The 19,168-nt window shown below is 63.2% G+C and carries 16 protein-coding genes and 1 pseudogene; 7 read left to right on the top strand and 10 right to left on the bottom strand.

Annotation, left to right across the window (positions count from 1 at the left end; all coding sequences use genetic code 11):
• Positions 1-11: 11 nt before the first annotated feature.
• Positions 12-378: pseudogene (locus KCX70_RS12995) on the bottom strand (RidA family protein).
• A gap of 26 nt (positions 379-404) precedes the next feature.
• Complete coding sequence (locus KCX70_RS12990) at positions 405-1,649, bottom strand: D-amino acid dehydrogenase (RefSeq protein ID WP_212617797.1); 1,245 nt, start codon at positions 1,647-1,649, stop codon at positions 405-407.
• A gap of 124 nt (positions 1,650-1,773) precedes the next feature.
• Here KCX70_RS12990 and KCX70_RS12985 point away from each other — a divergent pair, with 124 nt between their 5' ends.
• On the top strand, positions 1,774-2,685 hold the full coding sequence (locus KCX70_RS12985; protein ID WP_212617796.1) for a LysR family transcriptional regulator: 912 nt from the start codon (positions 1,774-1,776) through the stop codon (positions 2,683-2,685).
• A gap of 72 nt (positions 2,686-2,757) precedes the next feature.
• Complete coding sequence (gene zapE / locus KCX70_RS12980) at positions 2,758-3,882, top strand: cell division protein ZapE (protein ID WP_212617795.1); 1,125 nt, start codon at positions 2,758-2,760, stop codon at positions 3,880-3,882.
• 6 nt (positions 3,883-3,888) lie between these two features.
• Here zapE and KCX70_RS12975 read toward each other — a convergent pair whose 3' ends face one another.
• A complete protein-coding gene (locus tag KCX70_RS12975; RefSeq protein WP_021208997.1) occupies positions 3,889-4,167 on the bottom strand; it encodes a peptidylprolyl isomerase in 279 nt (92 codons plus the stop codon).
• A gap of 253 nt (positions 4,168-4,420) precedes the next feature.
• On the opposite strand from KCX70_RS12975, the gene KCX70_RS12970 reads away from it, so the two are divergent.
• The 4 genes from KCX70_RS12970 to KCX70_RS12955 all read left to right on the top strand — a co-directional run bounded on the left by KCX70_RS12970 (position 4,421) and on the right by KCX70_RS12955 (position 8,993).
• Positions 4,421-5,509 (top strand): gluconokinase, GntK/IdnK-type, encoded by a 1,089-nt coding sequence (locus KCX70_RS12970; protein ID WP_212620341.1) that lies wholly within the window; start codon positions 4,421-4,423, stop codon positions 5,507-5,509.
• A 44-nt stretch (positions 5,510-5,553) separates the two neighbouring features.
• Positions 5,554-6,831 carry a TRAP transporter large permease gene (locus KCX70_RS12965; protein ID WP_212617794.1) on the top strand — a complete coding sequence of 426 codons (1,278 nt, stop codon included), beginning with the start codon at positions 5,554-5,556 and terminating at the stop codon, positions 6,829-6,831.
• A 58-nt stretch (positions 6,832-6,889) separates the two neighbouring features.
• Entirely contained in the window at positions 6,890-7,906 is a 1,017-nt protein-coding gene (locus tag KCX70_RS12960; protein WP_212617793.1) for a TRAP transporter substrate-binding protein, read from the top strand.
• A gap of 67 nt (positions 7,907-7,973) precedes the next feature.
• Positions 7,974-8,993 (top strand): LacI family DNA-binding transcriptional regulator, encoded by a 1,020-nt coding sequence (locus KCX70_RS12955; RefSeq protein ID WP_102850335.1) that lies wholly within the window; start codon positions 7,974-7,976, stop codon positions 8,991-8,993.
• Positions 8,994-9,042: 49 nt separating this feature from the next.
• On the opposite strand, the gene KCX70_RS12950 is transcribed toward KCX70_RS12955, so the two are convergent.
• Positions 9,043-9,954: a LysR family transcriptional regulator gene (locus KCX70_RS12950; RefSeq protein WP_021208992.1), complete on the bottom strand. Its 912-nt coding sequence runs from the start codon at positions 9,952-9,954 to the stop codon at positions 9,043-9,045.
• A 145-nt stretch (positions 9,955-10,099) separates the two neighbouring features.
• Here KCX70_RS12950 and KCX70_RS12945 point away from each other — a divergent pair, with 145 nt between their 5' ends.
• Positions 10,100-11,326, top strand: a complete 1,227-nt coding sequence (locus tag KCX70_RS12945) for an acyl-CoA dehydrogenase (protein ID WP_212617792.1) — start codon at positions 10,100-10,102, stop codon at positions 11,324-11,326.
• Positions 11,327-11,557: 231 nt separating this feature from the next.
• Here KCX70_RS12945 and xylB read toward each other — a convergent pair whose 3' ends face one another.
• The 6 genes from xylB to KCX70_RS12915 all read right to left on the bottom strand — a co-directional run bounded on the left by xylB (position 11,558) and on the right by KCX70_RS12915 (position 18,979).
• Entirely contained in the window at positions 11,558-13,081 is a 1,524-nt protein-coding gene (gene xylB, locus KCX70_RS12940) for a xylulokinase (protein ID WP_212617791.1), read from the bottom strand.
• A gap of 10 nt (positions 13,082-13,091) precedes the next feature.
• Entirely contained in the window at positions 13,092-14,570 is a 1,479-nt protein-coding gene (locus tag KCX70_RS12935) for a mannitol dehydrogenase family protein (RefSeq protein ID WP_212617790.1), read from the bottom strand.
• A 103-nt stretch (positions 14,571-14,673) separates the two neighbouring features.
• Positions 14,674-15,777 carry an ABC transporter ATP-binding protein gene (locus KCX70_RS12930; RefSeq protein ID WP_212617789.1) on the bottom strand — a complete coding sequence of 368 codons (1,104 nt, stop codon included), beginning with the start codon at positions 15,775-15,777 and terminating at the stop codon, positions 14,674-14,676.
• A gap of 34 nt (positions 15,778-15,811) precedes the next feature.
• On the bottom strand, positions 15,812-16,645 hold the full coding sequence (locus tag KCX70_RS12925) for a carbohydrate ABC transporter permease (RefSeq protein WP_025242016.1): 834 nt from the start codon (positions 16,643-16,645) through the stop codon (positions 15,812-15,814).
• Positions 16,646-16,654: 9 nt separating this feature from the next.
• On the bottom strand, positions 16,655-17,599 hold the full coding sequence (locus KCX70_RS12920; RefSeq protein ID WP_021208986.1) for a carbohydrate ABC transporter permease: 945 nt from the start codon (positions 17,597-17,599) through the stop codon (positions 16,655-16,657).
• A gap of 72 nt (positions 17,600-17,671) precedes the next feature.
• Positions 17,672-18,979 (bottom strand): ABC transporter substrate-binding protein, encoded by a 1,308-nt coding sequence (locus KCX70_RS12915; protein ID WP_212617788.1) that lies wholly within the window; start codon positions 18,977-18,979, stop codon positions 17,672-17,674.
• Between the last annotated feature and the right edge of the window lie 189 nt (positions 18,980-19,168).

The raw sequence follows: 19,168 nt of genomic DNA, 5'->3' as shown, positions 1-19,168 counted from the left end.
GGTACGCTCGATCAGGACGGGTTCGGCATGGCACCGGCGGCGATCACCATGATCTCCACCAGTACGTTTGGCGAGGCGAGTCGCGCTTCGACGGTCGCTCGAGCCGGCGCGCAACCGGCTGGCAACCATTCGCACCAGACGGCGTTCATCGCGGCGAAGTCGGCGTCTATGTCTTTCAGCCAGATCTGTGCGCTGAGTATTCGTGACCGATCGGATCCGGCCGAGGCCAGCAAACGGTCGATCTTGGCCAATACCTGGCGAGTCTGGCCGGCAGCATCTTCGCTACGATCGTCAGGTACTTGCCCGGCGAGGAAGATCAGATTGGCGAAACTAACGGCGGCGGACTCGTTCCGTGGTGTCGATGCGTTGAATCGTCATGTTAAAGCTCCTCTTGGTTGACTCGATCAGGCAGTGAGGGTGAGGCCGTCCAGCGTAACGGCAGGGCGCTGATCGTCGATCAGATCGCAGAGCACGTCGGCGCTCCCGCAGGCCAGGGTGAAGCCGAGACTGCCATGGCCCACATTGAGCCAGAGATTGGCAAACGGAGAGGCGCCGAGCAGCGGCGTGCCCTCCGGAGTCGCAGGCCGCAGGCCAGCCCATTGCGTGGCGTTGCGATAGTCGCCGGCGTCGGGGAAGGTTTCGCTGGCAAGGCGTTGCAGCATGGCGATCCGGCCTCTATCGACGGTGGCGTCCCAGCCACCGATGTCCACCATTGCCGCGACGCGTAATTGCTCGCCGAGCCGCGCATAGACCACCTTATTGTCGTAGTCGGTCACGTTGGTTTCAGGCACGCCGGTCTGGTGGCGCAGCGGCAGCGTCAAGCTATAGCCTTTGAGTGGATAGATCGGCAATTCGATACCCAACGGCTTCAGCAATGCGACACTGGCGGCGCCGGCCGCCACTACCACGTGATCCACTTCGAGCGCCCCGTTCTCGAGGCCAAGCGAGCGGATACGCCCAGCCTGGGTATGGAACGCGCTGACCGCCTGGCCACAATGCAGCCGGAACCCCGACGATGCTTCCAGCCGCTTCAGCAGCCGCCGACAAAACAGTTGGCAATCGGCGACCTCGTCGCCTGGCGAATAGATGCCGCCCTGCAGTTCAGCCACCAGCGGCCGCAGGGCGGGTTCGATCTCGCCGCATTGCTGAGCGTCGAGCAGGAGTTGCCCTGCATTAGCGTCGAGGCCGCCAGCCGCCTTTTCGAAGCTGGCTCGGTCGCGATAGATCACCAGCTTGCCATTGGCGCGCCAGTCGAAGTCACCGAGACCGTCCTCTTCTCTCCAGCTGCGCAATGCCTGCTGGCTGTGCAGTGCGAGGCGCAGCAGATGTGCGGCGTTGCGTCGGTTGACGGAGCGTCGGCAGGCGAGCAGAAAACGCAGGCACCAGCGCCATTGCTGCCGGCTCATTCTTGGGCGAAAACGTAGAGGGGCATCGTCTCCACGCAGTAGCCAGCCAAGCGCCTGCAGGGGAACGCCCGCATCGGCAAGCGGTGACACGTAGCGGTAGCTGAGTTGACCACCGTTGGCGAAGCTGGTCTCCAGGGCAACCTGGTTGCGCTTTTCGATCAGGTCCACCTGATGGCCTCGCCGCACCAGGGCATAGGCTGTGCTCAAGCCGATGACGCCACCGCCGATTACCGCTATTCGCATCGTGCCACTCCAACAAATCGATGACCGAAGCCTAAGCACGGCCGGCGCGCCCGGCCAATGAAAGGATGGAGGCGACCTATAACCCACGGTTATGCTCCGGACACGTCAGCTCTGGAGCATGCTCATGCGTCTTCGCCACATCGAACTGTTTCAGGCCATCTTGCAGACCGGCAGCCTGACGGCGGCGGCGCAGCTGCTGCACATCTCGCAGCCGGCGGCGAGCAAGATTCTCAAGCATGCGGAACAGCAACTCGGATTCGCGCTGTTCAGCCGCGTGCGAGGCAAGCTACAGCCGACCGCCGAAGCGCGCATCCTGCAGCAAGAAACCGAACGCATCGCCGCGGATCTGCAGAGCCTTCGGCGCTTGGCGGACAACCTGGGGCGTGGCGAAGAGCGCGCGCTACGGTTGATCTGTACGCCGGCACTGGCGCAGGCGTTGGTGCCCGAGGCGCTGCGATGCTGGCGAAAGCGTTTTGCCGGGACGCGATGCCATCTGGCGACTCAGCACACGACGGAGATCGTCGACGCGCTGCTGCTGCGCGCGGCGGATCTCGGCCTGACGCTGCAGGCGGTGGAACATCCCGGCCTCAGTAGCCAGACCCTCGCGCAGGGGCGGATGATGGTGATCGCGCCAGCGGGCTGGTGGCCGGAGGAGGCGCTAGCGCAACCATTTCGACTGGAGCAACTGGCCGATGCGCCGTTGATCGGCCTGGATACCCGCGATGCGCTCGGCGGCTTGTTGCGGGGGCATCTCGAGGCACTCGCTTCGCCTCCCCGTATCGATACCTGGGTGCAGACCTACCAGCTGGCACGAAGCCTGGTCGAGGCCGGGCAGGGACTGGCATTGGTCGATCCGCTCACGGCACTGCACGGTGGCGGGCAGTCGATTCAGGCGCGCCCTTTGGAGCCTCAGGTGCCGGTACCGCTGTATGCGCTGGTACGGGCCCAGGAGGCGGCACCTGCGGCGCAACTGGAACTGCTTGAGCAAGTGCGCCAACAGGCGGAAAAATTGATGTATTCGCCACCCGGCAGCTGAACGAATCGTCCGGTACCGGTCTCGCGGTCCGGCTGCGTTACCATCGTCGGATATCAACCGGGTTCGGGCTTCATGGAACACACCACACCGCTTGCCCTGTATCAGCAGGCCGTCGAACTTCGTGGCTTCGTCAGCGATGCAGCCCAACAGCGGGCGGTCGAGCGGTTGCAGGCTTGTTACCAGGCGCTGCACGACGACGCGGCCATCGCCCCGCGTGGTATCTATCTGTGGGGCCCGGTTGGCCGCGGTAAGACCTGGTTGATGGACATCTTCCACCGCAGCCTGCGGATCCCTTCACGCCGACAGCATTTCCATCACTTCATGCGTTGGGTGCATGTTCGTCTGTTCCAGCTCAACGGCACGGCCGACCCGCTGCAAGCGCTGGCCCGGGAGCTCAGTGAACAGGTCAGGGTGCTCTGCTTCGATGAGCTATTCGTAGGTGATATCGGTGACGCCATCATCCTGGGGCGCCTGTTCCGGGTGATGTTCGACCATGGAGTGGTTATCGTCGCCACGTCCAATCAGCCGCCCGACCAGCTCTACGCGGACGGCTTCAACTGTGAGCGTTTTCTGCCCGCCATCGCCGCCATCGAGCAGAACATGGAAGTGCTCGATGTGGACGGTGGAGAGGACCATCGGTTGCGCCCGGGTGCTGCGTTGCAGCGTTACTGGGTAGCTGAGCCGGGCCGCGGTGGTGCACTGCAAGCCGTTTTCCAGGCATTGACCGACGGCCAGCATGCCAGTGCCGCTCCGGTGAGTATCGGTCGGCGCGCACTGCAGGCGGTGGGTTGCAGTGACTCGGTTCTGTGGTGTCGCTTCGCCGATCTGTGCGAGCAACCGTTTTCGGCGCTGGACTTCATCGCGCTGTGCGATCGCTTCTCGGCGATTCTGCTCAGTGAGGTACCGATGCTGGGCGGGGAGCCGCGTGAAGGACGCATCGCGCGCGGTACGGAAGACGCTGCAGCGAGGGTGGAGGCGGGGGACCGGGACCTGCCACAGCTGGCGCGGCGCGACGATGCGGTCAGGCGCTTCATCGCGCTCGTGGACGAGTGCTACGACCGTGGCGTCCCTCTGTACCTCGAGGCCCAGGTGGCGCTGGAAGGGCTTTATACGCAAGGTTACCTGGCGTTCCCGTTTCGCCGGACGTTGAGCCGGCTGCGCGAGATGCAGCTGCAACGATTTGGCGCGGTGATCTGACGGCGGTCAGTCGCGGTAGAAGACCTGCACCAGGTGGTAGCCGAACTGGCTCTTGATCGGTCCGTGAACGTCGCGCAACGGCTTCTTGAAAATCACCTGATCGATGCTGCGGACCATCTGTCCGGGGCGCACTTCGCCGAGGTCGCCACCTTTCTTGCCGGACGGGCAGGTCGAATGTTTGCGGGCGAGCACATCGAAGGCCTCGCCGTTGGCGATGCGTTTTTTCAACTGGACCGCTTCGGCTTCGGTCTTCACCAAGATATGGCGGGCCATGGCTTTTGCCATCGTGATACTCCTCGTCTGTGGCGGGGATTGTAGTCAGCGCGGTGGGCAAATCGAAGCGGCATCTCGTAACTATTGACCGCTCATCCGCGATTCGGCCCGACGAACGGTCATTATGTTGGGTTTATGTGTTGGCATGTTAGCGCTACCATTTGGCCCAACAATCATAACGCAGCACCTCGATGCTGCTGGAGAGCCAATAGTGGATCGCCACTCCAATAGTGATTTTCCCGCTGCCCACCGAGCATTGGTGGTCATGGGCGTCAGCGGTTCGGGTAAGACCGACACCAGTCACGCCGTTGCCGATGCCCTGGGTTTCCGGCATATCGAAGCCGATCATTTCCATCCTGAAGAAAACGTTGCGCGCATGCGTGCCGGCACGCCGCTGTCTGATGCCGATCGCGTCGAGTGGTTGCAGAGGCTGATCGCCGAGATGCAGCGCGCCATCGATGACGGCGTTGGCTTCGTGCTCGCCTGTTCGGCCCTCAAGTGCCGCTATCGCGACCTGCTGCGTCATGCCGTTCCCGGTCTGCGTTTTGCCCATCTGGCCATTGACTACGACACCGCAGTCCAGCGTGTCGGCGGCCGAGCCGGGCATTTCATGCCTATTTCGCTAGTGGACAGCCAGTTCGCCACGCTCGAATCCCCCGAAGGCGAGCCGGGCGTGTTGGTCGTCGATGCCAGCCAGCCGCGTGAGCGGGTGCTCGAGGAAATCGTCGACTGGATGCAACGCGACCCGGGGCTGGAGATCGGCGAGCAAGAAGGTTTTTCCGCCGCTCCGCCTGATAGCGCTAACACGTCGAGCACGCGCGGTGCCGAGCTGACCGGTTCGCCGATCTACAACGGACGAGTCGCGCAGGGCTTCGATCGCATTACCGATTGGCTGATGGCGGCATTGCTGGCGTTCATGGTCGTCGTGGTGTTCAGCAGCGTGGTACTGCGCTACGCCTTCGGTACCGGCTGGACCGGCGCCGAAGAACTGTCGCGGTTGGCCTTCGTCTGGCTGGTGTTCGTCGGGGTCGCCTCCAGCATGCGCCGCGGCGAGCTGATGGCCTTCAGCATGATTCGCGATCGTTTCCCCCGGTTGTTCCGCCGCGTGGTGGATTCCATCAGCTGGATCATGGTCGCCGTCGCCAGCGGCCTCGCAGCGCTGGGCGGCTGGCATCAGATGCAGTTCGGCTGGAGCATCACCAGTCCAGTGGTCGGTTATCCATTGGCGGTGGCCATGCTTCCGGTTGCTGCCAGCATGGTCGCGTTGACGGTGCTGGCCTTGGTGCAACTGATCAACGTCTGGCGTCGACAGCCGCCCGAACATATCGCCGAAGCCAATGTAACGGCCGATTGATTTCTCGATAACAACAAGGGCTGACGCCCACCCGAGGTCCGTACATGACTGTCGTCGTCTTTCTCTCGTCACTGTTTGGCTTCATGGCCTTCGGCATGCCGATCGCCTTCGCGCTGATCCTCACCGGCGCGGTGCTGATGTGGTATCTGGATTTCTGGGACGTGCAACTGCTCGCCCAGAACCTGCAAGCCGGGGCCGATAGCTTTCCGCTGCTGGCCGTGCCGTTCTTCATCCTCGCTGGCGAACTGATGAATGCCGGTGGTATTTCCCGGCGCATCATCAACATGGCGCAGGCCTATTTCGGCCACAAGCGCGGTGGTCTCGGCTACGTGGCGATCGCGGCATCCGTGCTGCTGGCAAGCATGTCCGGCTCGGCGCTGGCCGACACCGCCGCACTGGCGACCCTGCTGCTGCCGATGATGCGCGAACGCGGCTACCCGCTGAGCCCGTCCTCGGGGCTGGTGGCGGCCGGTGGCATCATTGCACCGATCATTCCGCCGTCGATGCCGTTCGTGATCTACGGCGTGGTCACCAATACCTCGATCAGCCAGCTGTTCCTCGCCGGGATGGTGCCGGGCCTGATCATGGGCGCCGGGCTCGTCGTGGCCTGGACCCTGATCGCCCGAAAGATCGAAGAACCACCGCAGGCGAAGGCCAGCGGGGCCGAACGCCGCAAGGCCCTGGTCGATGGTGCCGCGGCGCTGATGCTGCCGGTGATCATTGTCGGCGGTTTGCGCTTCGGCCTGTTCACGCCCACCGAGGCGGCGGTGGTGGCGGCGGTCTACGCGTTGCTGGTGTCGACGCTGCTTTACCGCGAGCTGAGCTGGAGCGGTGTCATCGAAGTCCTGACCCGCGCCAGCCGCACCACGGCTTCGGTGATGTTCCTCTGTGCCGCCGCCATCGTATCGGCCTACATGATCACCCTGGCCCAGCTTCCTGACGAGATCGCGGCGATGCTCGGGCCGCTGGCTGAAGATCCGAAGCTGCTGATGTTCGCCATCATGGTGCTGATGATCGCCATCGGTATGGTCCTCGACCTGACGCCGACCATCCTGATCCTGGGGCCGGTACTGGCGCCCATCGCGGTCAAGGCGGGCATCAACCCGGTGTACTTCGGCGTGATGTTCGTGCTGATCGGCTCGATCGGCCTGATCACTCCGCCAGTCGGCACGGTGCTCAACGTCGTCGGTGGGATAGGGCGGTTGCGCATGGAAACACTGGTGCGTGGTGTCACGCCGTTCTTCGCCATTTATCTGGTCATCGTGCTGCTGCTGATCGCAGTGCCGTCGATCATCACCGTGCCGCTGCAGTGGCTGCGGTGATCGGCCAGAACAACAATCGCTTCACCCAACCCTCCACAACAACAAAAGGTACGTCAGCATGAAACGTTTCTTCATCACGGCCCTCGCCGCCACCACCCTGACCAGCGCCATCACCGCGGTAACCGCACAGGCGGCAGACGACATTCGTCCGCGCATGATTCGCTTCGGCTACGGCCTCAATGAAGACAGCAACCAGGGCCGTGCGGCTAAGGTGCTGGCCGAGGAGATCAAGAAAGCCTCCGACGGCAAGCTCAAGGTCCGCACCTTCGGCTCCGCCAGCCTGGGATCCGATGATCAGATGCAGAACGCACTGATGGGCGGCGCCCAGGAAATGATGGTCGGCTCGACGGCGACCCTTGTGGGTGTCGCCAAGGAGATGGCCGTCTGGGATACGCCGTTCCTGTTCGAGAGCGAAAAGCAGGCCGACTACGTGCTCGACGGTCCGGTGGGGCAGAAGGTCATGGATGCCCTGGAGAGCAAGGGTCTCGTCGGCCTGGTCTACTGGGAAAACGGCTTCCGCAACTTGACCAACAACGTGCGTCCGGTCGAGACGATGGAAGATTTCAACGGCATCAAGCTGCGCGTTATGCCTAACCCGGTGTTCATCGATACCTTCAAGCAGATGGGTGCCAACGCGGTGCCGCTGCCGTTCTCCGAGCTGTTCACCGCGCTGGAGACCAAGGCCGTGGATGGCCAGGAAAACCCCTACAACACCATCCTGTCGTCCAAGTTCTACGAGGTGCAGAAGTACCTCAGCGTCACCAATCACGTCTACAGCCCCTGGATTGTCACCGCGTCCAAGCGCTGGTGGGACGGCCTGTCGAAGACCGAGCAGGACATCATCATGGATGCGGCGAAGAAGGCTCGCGATTCCGAACGTGAAGATACCCGTGCCGAAGCCCGCGAAGCCCTGGCGAAGATCAAGGAGCACGGCATGCAGGTCAACAAGGTCAGCCCGGAACAGATCCAGCGCATGCGTGAGCAGGCAAAGCCGGCGATCCAGACCGTTGTCGACACGGTCGGCGAGCCGCTGTTCAACGAAGTGCAGGCCGAGATCGAGAAGGCTCCCAAGTAACCTGGCGCGCCCCTTCGGGGGCGCCGTCCCGTTGTAGAATCTCCGCCCCTCACCGCTGGAACCTGCTATGAGTTCTCGTCGTCGCCGTTCACTGGAGCGGGCCACGTTGTCCGACGTCGCTCGCAGTGCCGGTTGTTCGTTGATGTCTGCCTCGCGTGCCTTGTCGCAACCCGAACGGGTCTCCGATGCGCTGCGTGAGCGTGTAATGGCAGCGGTCAAAGCGTTGGGCTACGTGCCACACACCGCCGCACGCAACCTGGCGAGTGCGCGATCGAATCTGGTCGCGGTCATTATCCCGTCGCTGTCGAACGCGGTCTTTGTCGACACCGTCGAGGCGATTCAGCGAGTGCTGATGCCAGCCGGTTACGAACTGATGATAGGCGTCAGTCACTACCATCCTGACGAGGACGAACGGCTGTTGCGCGCCTATCTGGCACATCAGCCGGCGGGCCTGCTGGTGACCGGTTTCGAGCGCAGCGATGCCGCGCGCGAATTGCTGGGCAGCTATTCCAGCCCCATCGTGACCTTGATGGAGTTGAGCGATACCGACGAGGAGTATTGCGTCGGTTTCTCCCAATACGATGCCGGCGCGGCGATGACCCGCAAGCTGCTCGAGCGGGGCTATCGCAACATAGCTTTTGCTGCCGCTCAGCTCGACCCGCGCACCTTGCAGCGCGCTGAGGGCTACCGAAGCGTCATGCGCGAGGCGTCGCGTTACGACGCGGCACTGGAGCTTCTGACTCCGCAGGTTTCGTCCATTGGCCTGGGGGCTGAACTGCTCGATCGATTGCTGGCGCAGCAGCCACAAATCGACGCCGTGTTCTTCAATAACGACGACCTGGCGTTGGGTGCGCTGTTTCGCGCGCGGCAGTTGCAACTCGCCGTGCCGCAGCGCTTGGCCATCGCTGGCTTCAATGATCTGCCGGCGGCGGCCTGGATGAATCCGGCGCTGACCACGGTCCGCACGATCCGCGGCGAAATAGGCATGCTGGCCGGGAAGATGCTGCTCGGCTTGATGCGCGGAGAAACACCGCCACAAAGGCGCATCGACGTGGGGTTCGAAGTGGTGATGCGCGACAGCGCCTGACCCGGCAAGGCACGCATTGCACGTGCCGCCATTCACATACGCGCGGTAGTCAGTCTGCCTGTTGCGCCGTCACCTGCTGGGCGATTTCGATCATTTGCTCGCGCATCCAGCGGTTGGCTGGGTCCTGATCGGTGCTTTCGTGCCAATAGATGTGCGTTTCCAGCGGTGGGATGTCCACCGGCAGCGGAATCTGGTGCAGGTCGTGGCGCCGGGCGAAACGCTCCGGCACGGTGACTGCCATGTCGGTCTGCTGAATCACCTGGGTGGCCATCATGTAGTGCTGCGAGCGCAGGGCGATCTTGCGCTGCTGGCCCATCTTGCCCAGCGCCAGGTCGACCATGCCCAGGCCGCTGCGCCGGCTGGAGATATGGATATGCGACAGCGACAGGTACTCCTCGACGCTGAGCTTGTCCTTCGCCAACGGGTGACCGCGGCGCATGGCGCAGACGTAGCGGTCTTCCAATAGCTTGACGTGGCGCACCTGCGGATCGGTATTGAGCGGCGCGTCCATGGCAAAATCCAGGCGGCCGGCAGCCAGCTCCTTGGTGGTTTCGCGACGCTTGGCCAGCATGCTTTCGATCTTCACATTCGGTGCCAGCCGGCGCAGCCGCTGGAACAGCGGTGGCAACACCACGGCCTCGGTGAGGTCGGTCATGCTGATGCGGAAGGTCTTGTTCGCTTGCAGCGGGTTGAAGGTGCGGCTTTCCTGCACCGAAACCCGCAGTAGCTGCAGCGCATTGCGCACCGGCCCGATGATGTTCTGCGCCATCGGTGTCGGCACCATGCCTTGCGCGGTACGCACGAAAAGCGGGTCGTTGAACGTCTCGCGCAGCCGCGCCAATGCGTTGGAAACGGCCGGCTGGGTTATGCCGACGATCTGTCCGGCACGGGTCAGGTTGGCTTCGGTGTAGATGGCATCGAAGACGATGAAAAGATTCAGATCGACCTTGTTCAGGTTCATTGTTGTGCTCTCCGGCGTGTATCGGAATTCGCCGATCATATATCGGTGATGAATGTTTATACACGAGGAAAATAGCTTAGATAAATCGTTGGGCCTCCTCTAGCATCTAAAACTACAAAACGTTACCTGCAGAAGGTCTGTCGCCATGGATTTCGCCTATTCCCCCAAGGTTCAAGAGTTGCGTGAGCGCGTTCAGGCGTTCATGGATGCACATGTCTATCCCGCCGAGAAAGTGTTCTACCAACAGGTAAGCGAAGGCGACCGCTGGCAGCCGACCGCGATTGTCGAAGAGCTGAAGGCCAAGGCGAAGGCCGAAGGGTTGTGGAACCTCTTTCTGCCGGATTCCGAACTGGGTGCCGGCCTGACCAACACCGAGTACGCGCCGCTGGCCGAGATCATGGGCAGCTCGGGCCTCGGCCCGGAGGCCTTCAACTGCTCGGCGCCGGACACAGGCAACATGGAAGTGCTGGTGCGCTATGGCAGTGAAGAGCAGAAAAGACAATGGCTCGAACCTTTGCTGCGTGGCGAGATCCGTTCGGCCTTCGGCATGACCGAGCCGGGTGTGGCGTCGTCGGATGCGACCAACATGGAAGCGCGCGCGGTACGTGAGGGGGACGAGTGGGTCATCAACGGTCGCAAGTGGTGGACCTCAGGTGCCTGCGATCCGCGTTGCAAGGTGATGATCTTCATGGGCCTGACCAACCCGGACGCGCCGCGCCACCAGCAGCATTCGATGATTCTCGTGCCGATGGATGCGCCGGGTCTCAAGGTGCTGCGTCCGCTACCGGTGTTCGGCTATGACGACGCGCCGCACGGTCACGCCGAAGTGCTGCTGGAGAACGTGCGGGTGCCGTACGAGAACGTGCTGCTCGGTGAGGGCCGCGGTTTCGAAATCGCCCAGGGTCGCCTCGGCCCAGGTCGTATTCACCATTGCATGCGTTCGGTCGGTGTCGCGGAGCGGGCGTTGAAGCTTATGTGCGAGCGCTCGGTGAACCGCACCGCGTTCGGCAAGCCGCTGGCGCGACTGGGTGCCAACCTCGATCACATCGCCGAGTGCCGGATCGAGATCAACATGGCGCGCCTGTTGACGCTCAATGCCGCGTACATGATGGACACGGTGGGCAACAAGATTGCCGCGAGCGAGATTGCGCAGATCAAGGTCGTGGCGCCGAACGTCGCGCTGAAAGTGATCGACCGTGCCATCCAGATCCACGGCGGCGCCGGGGTTTCCGAAGACTTCCCGCTGGCTCATTGGTGGGCGATGCAGCGCACCCTGCGCCTGGCCGACGGCCCGGATGAGGTGCACCGCGCGTCGATCGCCAAGCACGAGCTGGGCAAGTACTTCCCCCGTGAGATGCTGCGTAGCCGATAAAGCGCCGGTAGCTCCGAGCAGCAGGAGCAAGCAGTCGTACCGAGCAAATAAAAGCAAAGCCACGCGAGTGGCTTTGCTTTTTTATGCGCTGTTATCAGTGCGGCTTACCGGGAGGTCGTTCGAGAACAAGCTTGCTGCCACGGCGGCCCGCTTTTGGTAGGAGCGAGCTCTGCTCGCGAACGGGCTGCAGCTACGGTCGTACCGCCGCACCTGCCCCCGCTCCCGGCGCGCTTATGGCGCCACTGTGCTCAGATCCGGTGGGGTTCGCTGACCGTAGGTGGCCGCAATCAGCTCTCGGTAACGCCGGTAGGCCAGCTCATAGGCATTGACCGCATTGGCTGACGGCTCGACAGCAGTCGCCTCGTCAACACTGACGCAGCGCTCGCACAGGACTTCGAGGCTGGCTTCAGGATCGGTCTGTCGCGCATGGCACCAGGCGGCCTGGATCGCCCCACCCAGCGCGGCGGCTTCGCTGTGGCGGGTGCAGACCACCGGGGCTGCCATCATGTCGGCGACCATCTGCCGCCACATCGGGCTCTTCGCGCCGCCTCCGACCAGTTGGATACGCTGGCTGTGAATCCCGCTGTCACGTAGCAGATCCAGCCCGTAGCGCAGGCCGAAGGTCACGCCCTCGATCACCGCGCGACACAGATTGGCGCGGGTGAGGTTGTCCGCGGTCAGGCCGTGCAGGCTGGCTGTTGCCTGGGGCTGGGCGGGCACGCGTTCACCGTTGAGAAACGGCAGCATGGTCACGCCTGCAGCGCCGATCGGCGCCTCGGCCGCCAGCGCACTGAAGGCCTCGAGATCAAGCTGCAACAGGTCCCGGATGGCGCCGTTTGCGTTGGTCAGGTTCATGGTGCAGATCAGCGGCAGCCAGCCGCCGCTGGATGAACAGAAGGTGGCGACGGAGGGCTGCGCGCTGATACGCGGCTGGTCTGCATAGGCGTAGAGCGTGCCGGATGTCCCCAGGCTCATGGTGATAGCGCCCGGGCGGATGTTGCCGGTGCCTATCGCGCCCATCATGTTGTCGCCTCCACCGCTCGATACGATGGCTTGCGGATTCAAACCCAGGCGCTTCGCCAGCGCTGGGCGCAGCCGGCCAACGGGCTGGTCCGACTCGATCAGCTCCGGCAATGCCACTTCAAGGCGACCGCCTGGATCGATATGGCGCAGGATTGCGCAGTCCCATTCCCGGGTGCGCACGTTGAAATAGCCGGTTCCGGACGCATCGCCGTATTCGCTACAGCATCGGCCCGTGAGCCAGTAGTTGAGATAATCGTGAGGCAGCAGGATATGAGCGATGCGCTCGAACAACTGCGGATGCTGTTCTTTCATCCAGAGCAGCTTGGAAACGGTATAGCCCGGCGCGATGACCACACCGAGACGATCGAGCGAACCCCGTTCGCCGCCCAGCCAATCGAGCAGGCGTTGGTTTTCGTTCGCTGATTCGGTGTCGCACCAGAGCTTGGCCGGCCGCAGCACCTGGCCTTCAGCATCGAGCGTGACCAAGCCATGCTGCTGGCCGGAGACCCCGATGCCGAGCACTTGGCTCCCGTCCACGCCCGCTTCGGCCAGAGCCGCGGCGGTGGCCTTTTCGAACGCTGAAGTCCATTGCTCGGTGTCCTGTTCGCGACGCCCGTTCGGCCCGCTGATCAGCTCGTGACTGGCCGAACCCTGGCCCAGGACACGCCCGCTGTCCGCATCGAGCAGCAGTGCCTTGGTGCCCTGGGTCCCGCAGTCGATACCGAGATACATGGAGCTGCCCTCAGCGCGTCAGTAACAGATCGAGTGTCCCGCTGACACCCAGCGTGCGCAGCCTCAGCAGGTTGCGCTCGAACGCATCGCGGAACGCGGGCGAGCGTGGAATCTGGCTGCCGAAGATTTCTTCACGACCCAGCAATCGCTCGGCGAGTCCTTCGTCTTCCTCGACCAGCGCCTGGCAGAACTCGGCCCGTGGATCGGGAATCCGGTAGCGGTTGCCGTTTTCGTCGACGCCGCGCAAATACAGCGCCCACGCCGCGACGACCAGCGCCGCCCGGTCCAGCTCGGCGTTATCGGCGATCAGGCGATTGATGGTCGGCACTGTGAACTTGGGAAACTTCGACGAGCCGTCCGAGCAGACCCGCTCGAGCTGGTCGGCAATGGCGCAGTTGGAGAGCCGCTCGATCAGCGTCTGCTTGTACTCGGTCAGGTCAATGCCCGGCACCGGCGCCAACTGCGGCGTGACGTCATCGTCCATGTAGCGGCGGATGTACTCGACGAACAGCGGATCGGCCATGGTCTCGTGCACGAAGCGGTAGCCGCGAAGGAATCCGAGATAGGTCAGCGCCAGGTGACTGCCGTTGAGGAGCTTGATCTTCATCTCTTCGTAGGGCGCGACGTCGTCGGTGAACTGCACGCCGACCTTGTCCCAGGCAGGCCGACCAGCGACGAACTTGTCCTCCAGCACCCATTGCACGAAGGGCTCGCAGACCACTGGCCAGGCGTCGTCGATACCGTGCTGCTGCCTGAGGTTCTTGCGGTGCGCGGCGCTGGTCATCGGGGTAATCCGGTCGACCATGGCATTGGGAAAGCTGACGTTGCTGTCGATCCAGCCAGCCAGCTCGGGATCGACCAGGCTGGCGAAGGCCAGCATTGCCTTGCGGGTGACGTCGCCGTTGTGCGGCAGGTTATCGCAGGACATGACGGTGAAAGGGGGCGTGCCTTGACCACGACGTTTGGCGAGCGCCGCGCAGATGAGGCCGAACACGCTGATCGGAGCGCATGGGTTTTCCAGGTCATGCTGGATGTGGGGCAGCGCAGCGTTGAACTGGCCGGTGCTGTCGTCCATGCAGTAGCCGCCTTCGGTGATGGTCAGCGACACGATGCGAATGGCGGGGTCGGCCAGCCGGGCGGCCACTGCCTCGGAGCCGTCCTCGCCGACCAGCAGCATGTCGCGGATGCTGCCGATTACGCGCACTTCGGTATCCGGGCGATCGTCGAGTTCGACCAGGGTGTAGAGGAAATCCTGCGAGGCCAGGGCATCACGCATGCCCAGCTCGTCGGTACGCGTGCCGATCCCGCAGATGCCCCAGTCCAGGCCTTCGCCAGTGTTCATCAGCGCATCGATGTAGGCGGCCTGATGGGCGCGATGAAAACCGCCGACGCCGATGTGTGCAATGCCCGCCGTGACCGCCTCGAGGTTGTAGGCCGGGCGGGCGATTTGGTCCGGCAGCTGCGGCAGGTTCTGTTGTTTCAGCTTCATGTCAGGCCTCGCTGGGCGTGTGAAGGGAAAGCCGGCGGCGTAATCGCTGTCGTGATGGCAGCGATACGTCGGCGGGCGGGTTGTTCCTGAAGCGGTTTGGCTGTCAGGCGACCTGCTGCAGCGGTTGGCCGACCGCCAGCCCGTTGCTGTCGAACAGGTGGCAGTGGCTGGCATCCAGATCCAGGGTCAACGGCTCGCCATAACGCGGCGTGAAATCGCCGCGGATGCGCATCGTCAGCGGCTCGCCGGTCTGGGTAATCACGTGGCAATAGGTGTCGCTGCCCAGTCGCTCGCTGACGTCGGCCTTGACGGTCAACTGGCAATTGCCCGCGCTGCCGCGGTTGAGGTGCTCCGGACGAACGCCCAGCGTAACCGGGTCGCCCACTGCCAATGATCCACCGCCAAGCGGGAGAAACAGGCGGCAGCCGGCTTCCAGTTCGACCTCCACGCCGGCAGCTTCGGCTCGGCTGATCCGTCCGCGGAGGAAACCCATCTTCGGCGTGCCGAGAAAACCGGCGACGAACAGGTTGGCCGGATGGTGGTAAAGCTCCATGGGCGAACCGACCTGTTCGATACGACCGCCGTTGAGCACCACCACCTTGTCGGCCAGGGTCATGGCTTCGACCTGATCGTGGGTCACGTAGATCATCGTGGCCTGCAGTTCCTGATGCAGGCGCGACAGCTCCAGGCGCATCTGCACGCGCAGCGCGGCATCGAGGTTCGACAGCGGCTCGTCGAACAGGAACACCTTGGGGTTACGCACGATGGCGCGGCCGATGGCGACGCGCTGGCGCTGGCCGCCGGAGAGCTGGCGCGGCTTGCGTTCGAGCAGCGGCTCCAGCTCCAGGGTGCGCGCTGCGGCTTCGATCTTGCGCGCCACTTCCTGCTTGTCGGCACCGGCCAGGTCGAGGGCGAAGGACATGTTCTTGCGCACCGTCATGTGCGGATACAGCGCGTAGGTCTGGAACACCATCGCCAGGTCACGCTTGGCCGGGCTGAGATCGGTGATGTCCCGGCCGTCGAGCTCGATGGTGCCACTGCTGACTTCTTCCAGCCCGGCGATCAGCCGCAGCAGGGTGGACTTGCCGCAGCCGGATGGGCCGACGAAGACGACGAATTCACGGTCGCGGATATCCAGGTCGATGCCCTTGATGATCTCGTTGCCGTCGAAGCCTTTCTTCAGGTTGTGGATTTTCAGGTCTGCCATGTTCGAATCCTCTGTTGTTCTTCGGTTCGGCGCGCTATTTCACGGCGCCGAACGACAGGCCGCGGACCAGCTGTTTCTGGCTGATCCAGCCGAATATCAGGATGGGTGCGCAGGCGAGGGTGGAGACAGCCGAAAGCTTGGCCCAGAACAGGCCTTCGGGACTGGAGTAGGAGGCGATCAGCGCAGTCAATGGCGCAGCATTGGACGAGGTCAGGTTCAACGACCAGAAGGCCTCGTTCCAGCACAGGATCAACGACAGCAGCATGGTCGAGGCGAGGCCGCCCTTGCTGATCGGCAGCAGCACGCGAACCATTTCCTGCATCAGCGTGGCGCCGTCCATTCGCGCCGCCTCGAGGATGTCGCGGGGGATGTCCTTGAAATAGGTGTAGATCATCCAGACCAGGATCGGCAGGTTGATCAGCGTGTAGATAACGATCAGCACCGTGCGGCTGTCGAGCAGGCCGAACTGCTTGGCCAGCAGATAGATCGGCACCAGCACGCCCACCGGCGGCAGCATCTTGGTCGAAAGCATCCACAGCAGCGTGCCCTTGGTCCGCTTGGTCTCGTAGAAGGCCATCGAGTAGGCGGCGGGGATGGCGATCAGCATGCCCAGTGCGGTGGCGCCGAAGGAGATGGTCACCGAGTTCCAGGCGTACTTGAAGTAGCCGCTGCGGTCCTGGATGTGCAGGTAGTTCTCCAGCGTCGGCGTGAAGATGAACTGCGGCGGTGTGGCGAATGCGTCGATCTCGGTCTTGAAGCTGGTGAGAATCATCCAGAAGATCGGGAAGAACAGCAGCAGCGCCACGGCCCAGGCGAATAGCCCGACCACCAGGGTATTGAGGCGGCGACTTTGTTTGAGCGTCAGCATCGTCTGCCCTCAGTATTTTTCGGTGAGATTCTTGCCGAGCATCCGCACCAGGATGATCGCCGCGATGTTGGCGATCACCACCGCGATCAGACCGCCGGCCGAGGCCATGCCGACGTCGAACTGCAGCAGCGCCTGGTTGTAGATCAGGTAGGCAAGGTTGGTCGAGGCGTAGCCGGGACCACCGCTGGTGGTGGTGAAGATTTCAGCGAAGACCGACAGCAGGAAGATCGTCTCGATCATCACCACCACGGCGATGGGGCGCGCCAGGTGCGGCAGCGTCAGGTGCCAGAAGATCGCGATCGGGCCGGCGCCGTCGAGGCGGGCAGCCTCCTTCTGTTCCTGGTCGAGCGACTGCATGGCGGTCATCAGGATCAGGATGGCGAAAGGCAGCCATTGCCAGGACACGATGATCACGATCGAGGCCAGCGGGTGCTGTGCCAGCCAGTCCACCGGCTGCGCACCGAAGAACTTCCAGACCGCGGCGAGGATGCCCGACACCGGGTGGTAGATCAGGTTCTTCCAGACCAGGGCGCTGACGGTCGGCATGATGAAGAACGGCGAAATCAGCATGACCCGGACGATGCCGCGGCCGGCGAAGTCGGCCGCCTCCAGCAATGCGGAGATCAGTACGCCGAGCACGACGCTGATCAGCAGCACGCTGCCGACCAGGATCAAGGTGTTGATCATGCCGGGCATGAAGCCGGCGTCGGTCAGGAAGTAGTGAAAATTCTCCAGCCCGACGAAGTCGTTCTCGCCGGGGTAGAGCAGGTTGTAGCGAATCACCGAGAAATAGACGGTCATCGCCAGCGGCACCAGCATCCACAGCAGCAACAGCGCAACGGACGGGCTGACGAGGAACCAGCTGGGTCCGAACCGGCGCGGCTGGCGCGCGTCCGATTCGCTTGCCGTATCGGAAAGGGAGGCCTTGGGCAAGGCTGTCGAAGGGGTAGCCATGGACGTGCTCCGGGTGAAGGAAGACCATGAGGGCTCGGGCGAGCCCTGTCCGGTGGGATGCCTTGGCATGGCCTACTTGGGGTAGCCGGCGCGTTTCATTTCGCGGGTGGTCGATTGCTGCACAGCCGTCAGCATCTGTTCGACCGGCATCTGCCCGGTAAGCGCGGCGGCGAACATCTTGCCGACCTGGGTGCCGATCGCCTGGAACTCCGGAATGGTGACCAGCTGGATGCCGACGTAGGGCACGGGCTTGGCCGACGGATCGGCTGGGTCAGCCTGCTTCAACGACTCCAGGGTGATCTTGGCGAACGGTGCGGCCGCCATGTATTCCTCGCTGTAGGTGGACTCGCGGGTGCCCGGCGGTACATTGGCGACGCCGTCGGTCTTGGCGACGAGCTCGGCGTAGTCTTTCGAGGTGGCCCAGGCGGCGAATGTCTTGGCCGCGTCCTTCTGCTGCGAACTGGTGGGAATCGCCAGCGCCCAGGAGTACAGCCATGCTGATCCCTTGTCGGTCGTTTCGTGCGGGGCGAAGGTAAAGCCCACCTTGTCCGCGACCTTGCTCTGCGATTCGTCGGTGACGAAGGAGCCTGCCACCGTCGCGTCGACCCACATGGCGCATTTGCCGCTGTTGAACAGGGCCAGGTTCTCGTTGAAGCCGTTGCTCGACGCCCCGGGCGGGCCGTACTTGCTCAGCGTATCGACGTAGAACTTCGCCGCCTGGGTCCATTCCGGTCCGGTGAATTCCGGCTGCCACTTCTCGTCGAACCAGCGCGCGCCGAAGGCGTTGGCGACGGTGGTCACCAGCGCCATGTTCTCGCCCCAGCCGGCCTTGCCACGCAGGCAGATGCCGTACTGCTCATCCCCCGGCTTGTGCAGCTTTTCGGCGAACTCCGCCATCTGCGTCCAGGTGGGATGCTCGGGCATCTCCAGGCCCGCCTGTTCGAACAGGTCGGTGCGGTAGTAGGTCATCGAGCTTTCGGCGTAGAACGGCAGCGCGTACAGGGTGCTATCGACCGACAGCCCTTCACGCACCGAGGGGAAGACATCGTCGAGGTCGTAGCTGGCGGGCAGATCGGTCATCGGCGCGAGCCAGCCCTTGGCGCCCCAGAGAGAGGCTTCGTACATGCCGATGGTCAGTACGTCGAACTGGCCGCCCTGGGTAGCGATATCGGTAGTCAGGCGCTGGCGCAGGACGTTTTCTTCCAGCACCACCCAGTTGAGTTTGATGTCGGGGTGCTTCTCTTCGAAGGTCTTGGACAGGCGCTGCATGCGGATCATGTCCGCGTTGTTGACCGTCGCGACCGTCAGGGTTTCGGCAGCCTGGGTCACGCCGAGCGAGGCCATGCAGGCGGTGCCGAGCAGCAAGTGTGAAATCTTCATTCCTGAACTCCTCTTCCACGGCAGAGCGGTGGAAGTCGCTTATTGTTTTTGTTGTTGCCCGCGTACTTCGCTACGAGCGGCTCGCAGGCATTACAACGCCGGCGGCAGCAAGGCGACAAAGCCCTGACTGCACTCTATTCGATACATTTTTGCACTGTGCCCGCATGCGCGCTGTACCAGGCCCGATGC

It is taken from the genome of Stutzerimonas stutzeri (assembly GCF_018138085.1).
Taxonomy (GTDB): Bacteria; Pseudomonadota; Gammaproteobacteria; order Pseudomonadales; family Pseudomonadaceae; genus Stutzerimonas; species Stutzerimonas stutzeri_AI.
This window is presented reverse-complemented; position numbering and strand designations above follow the sequence as displayed.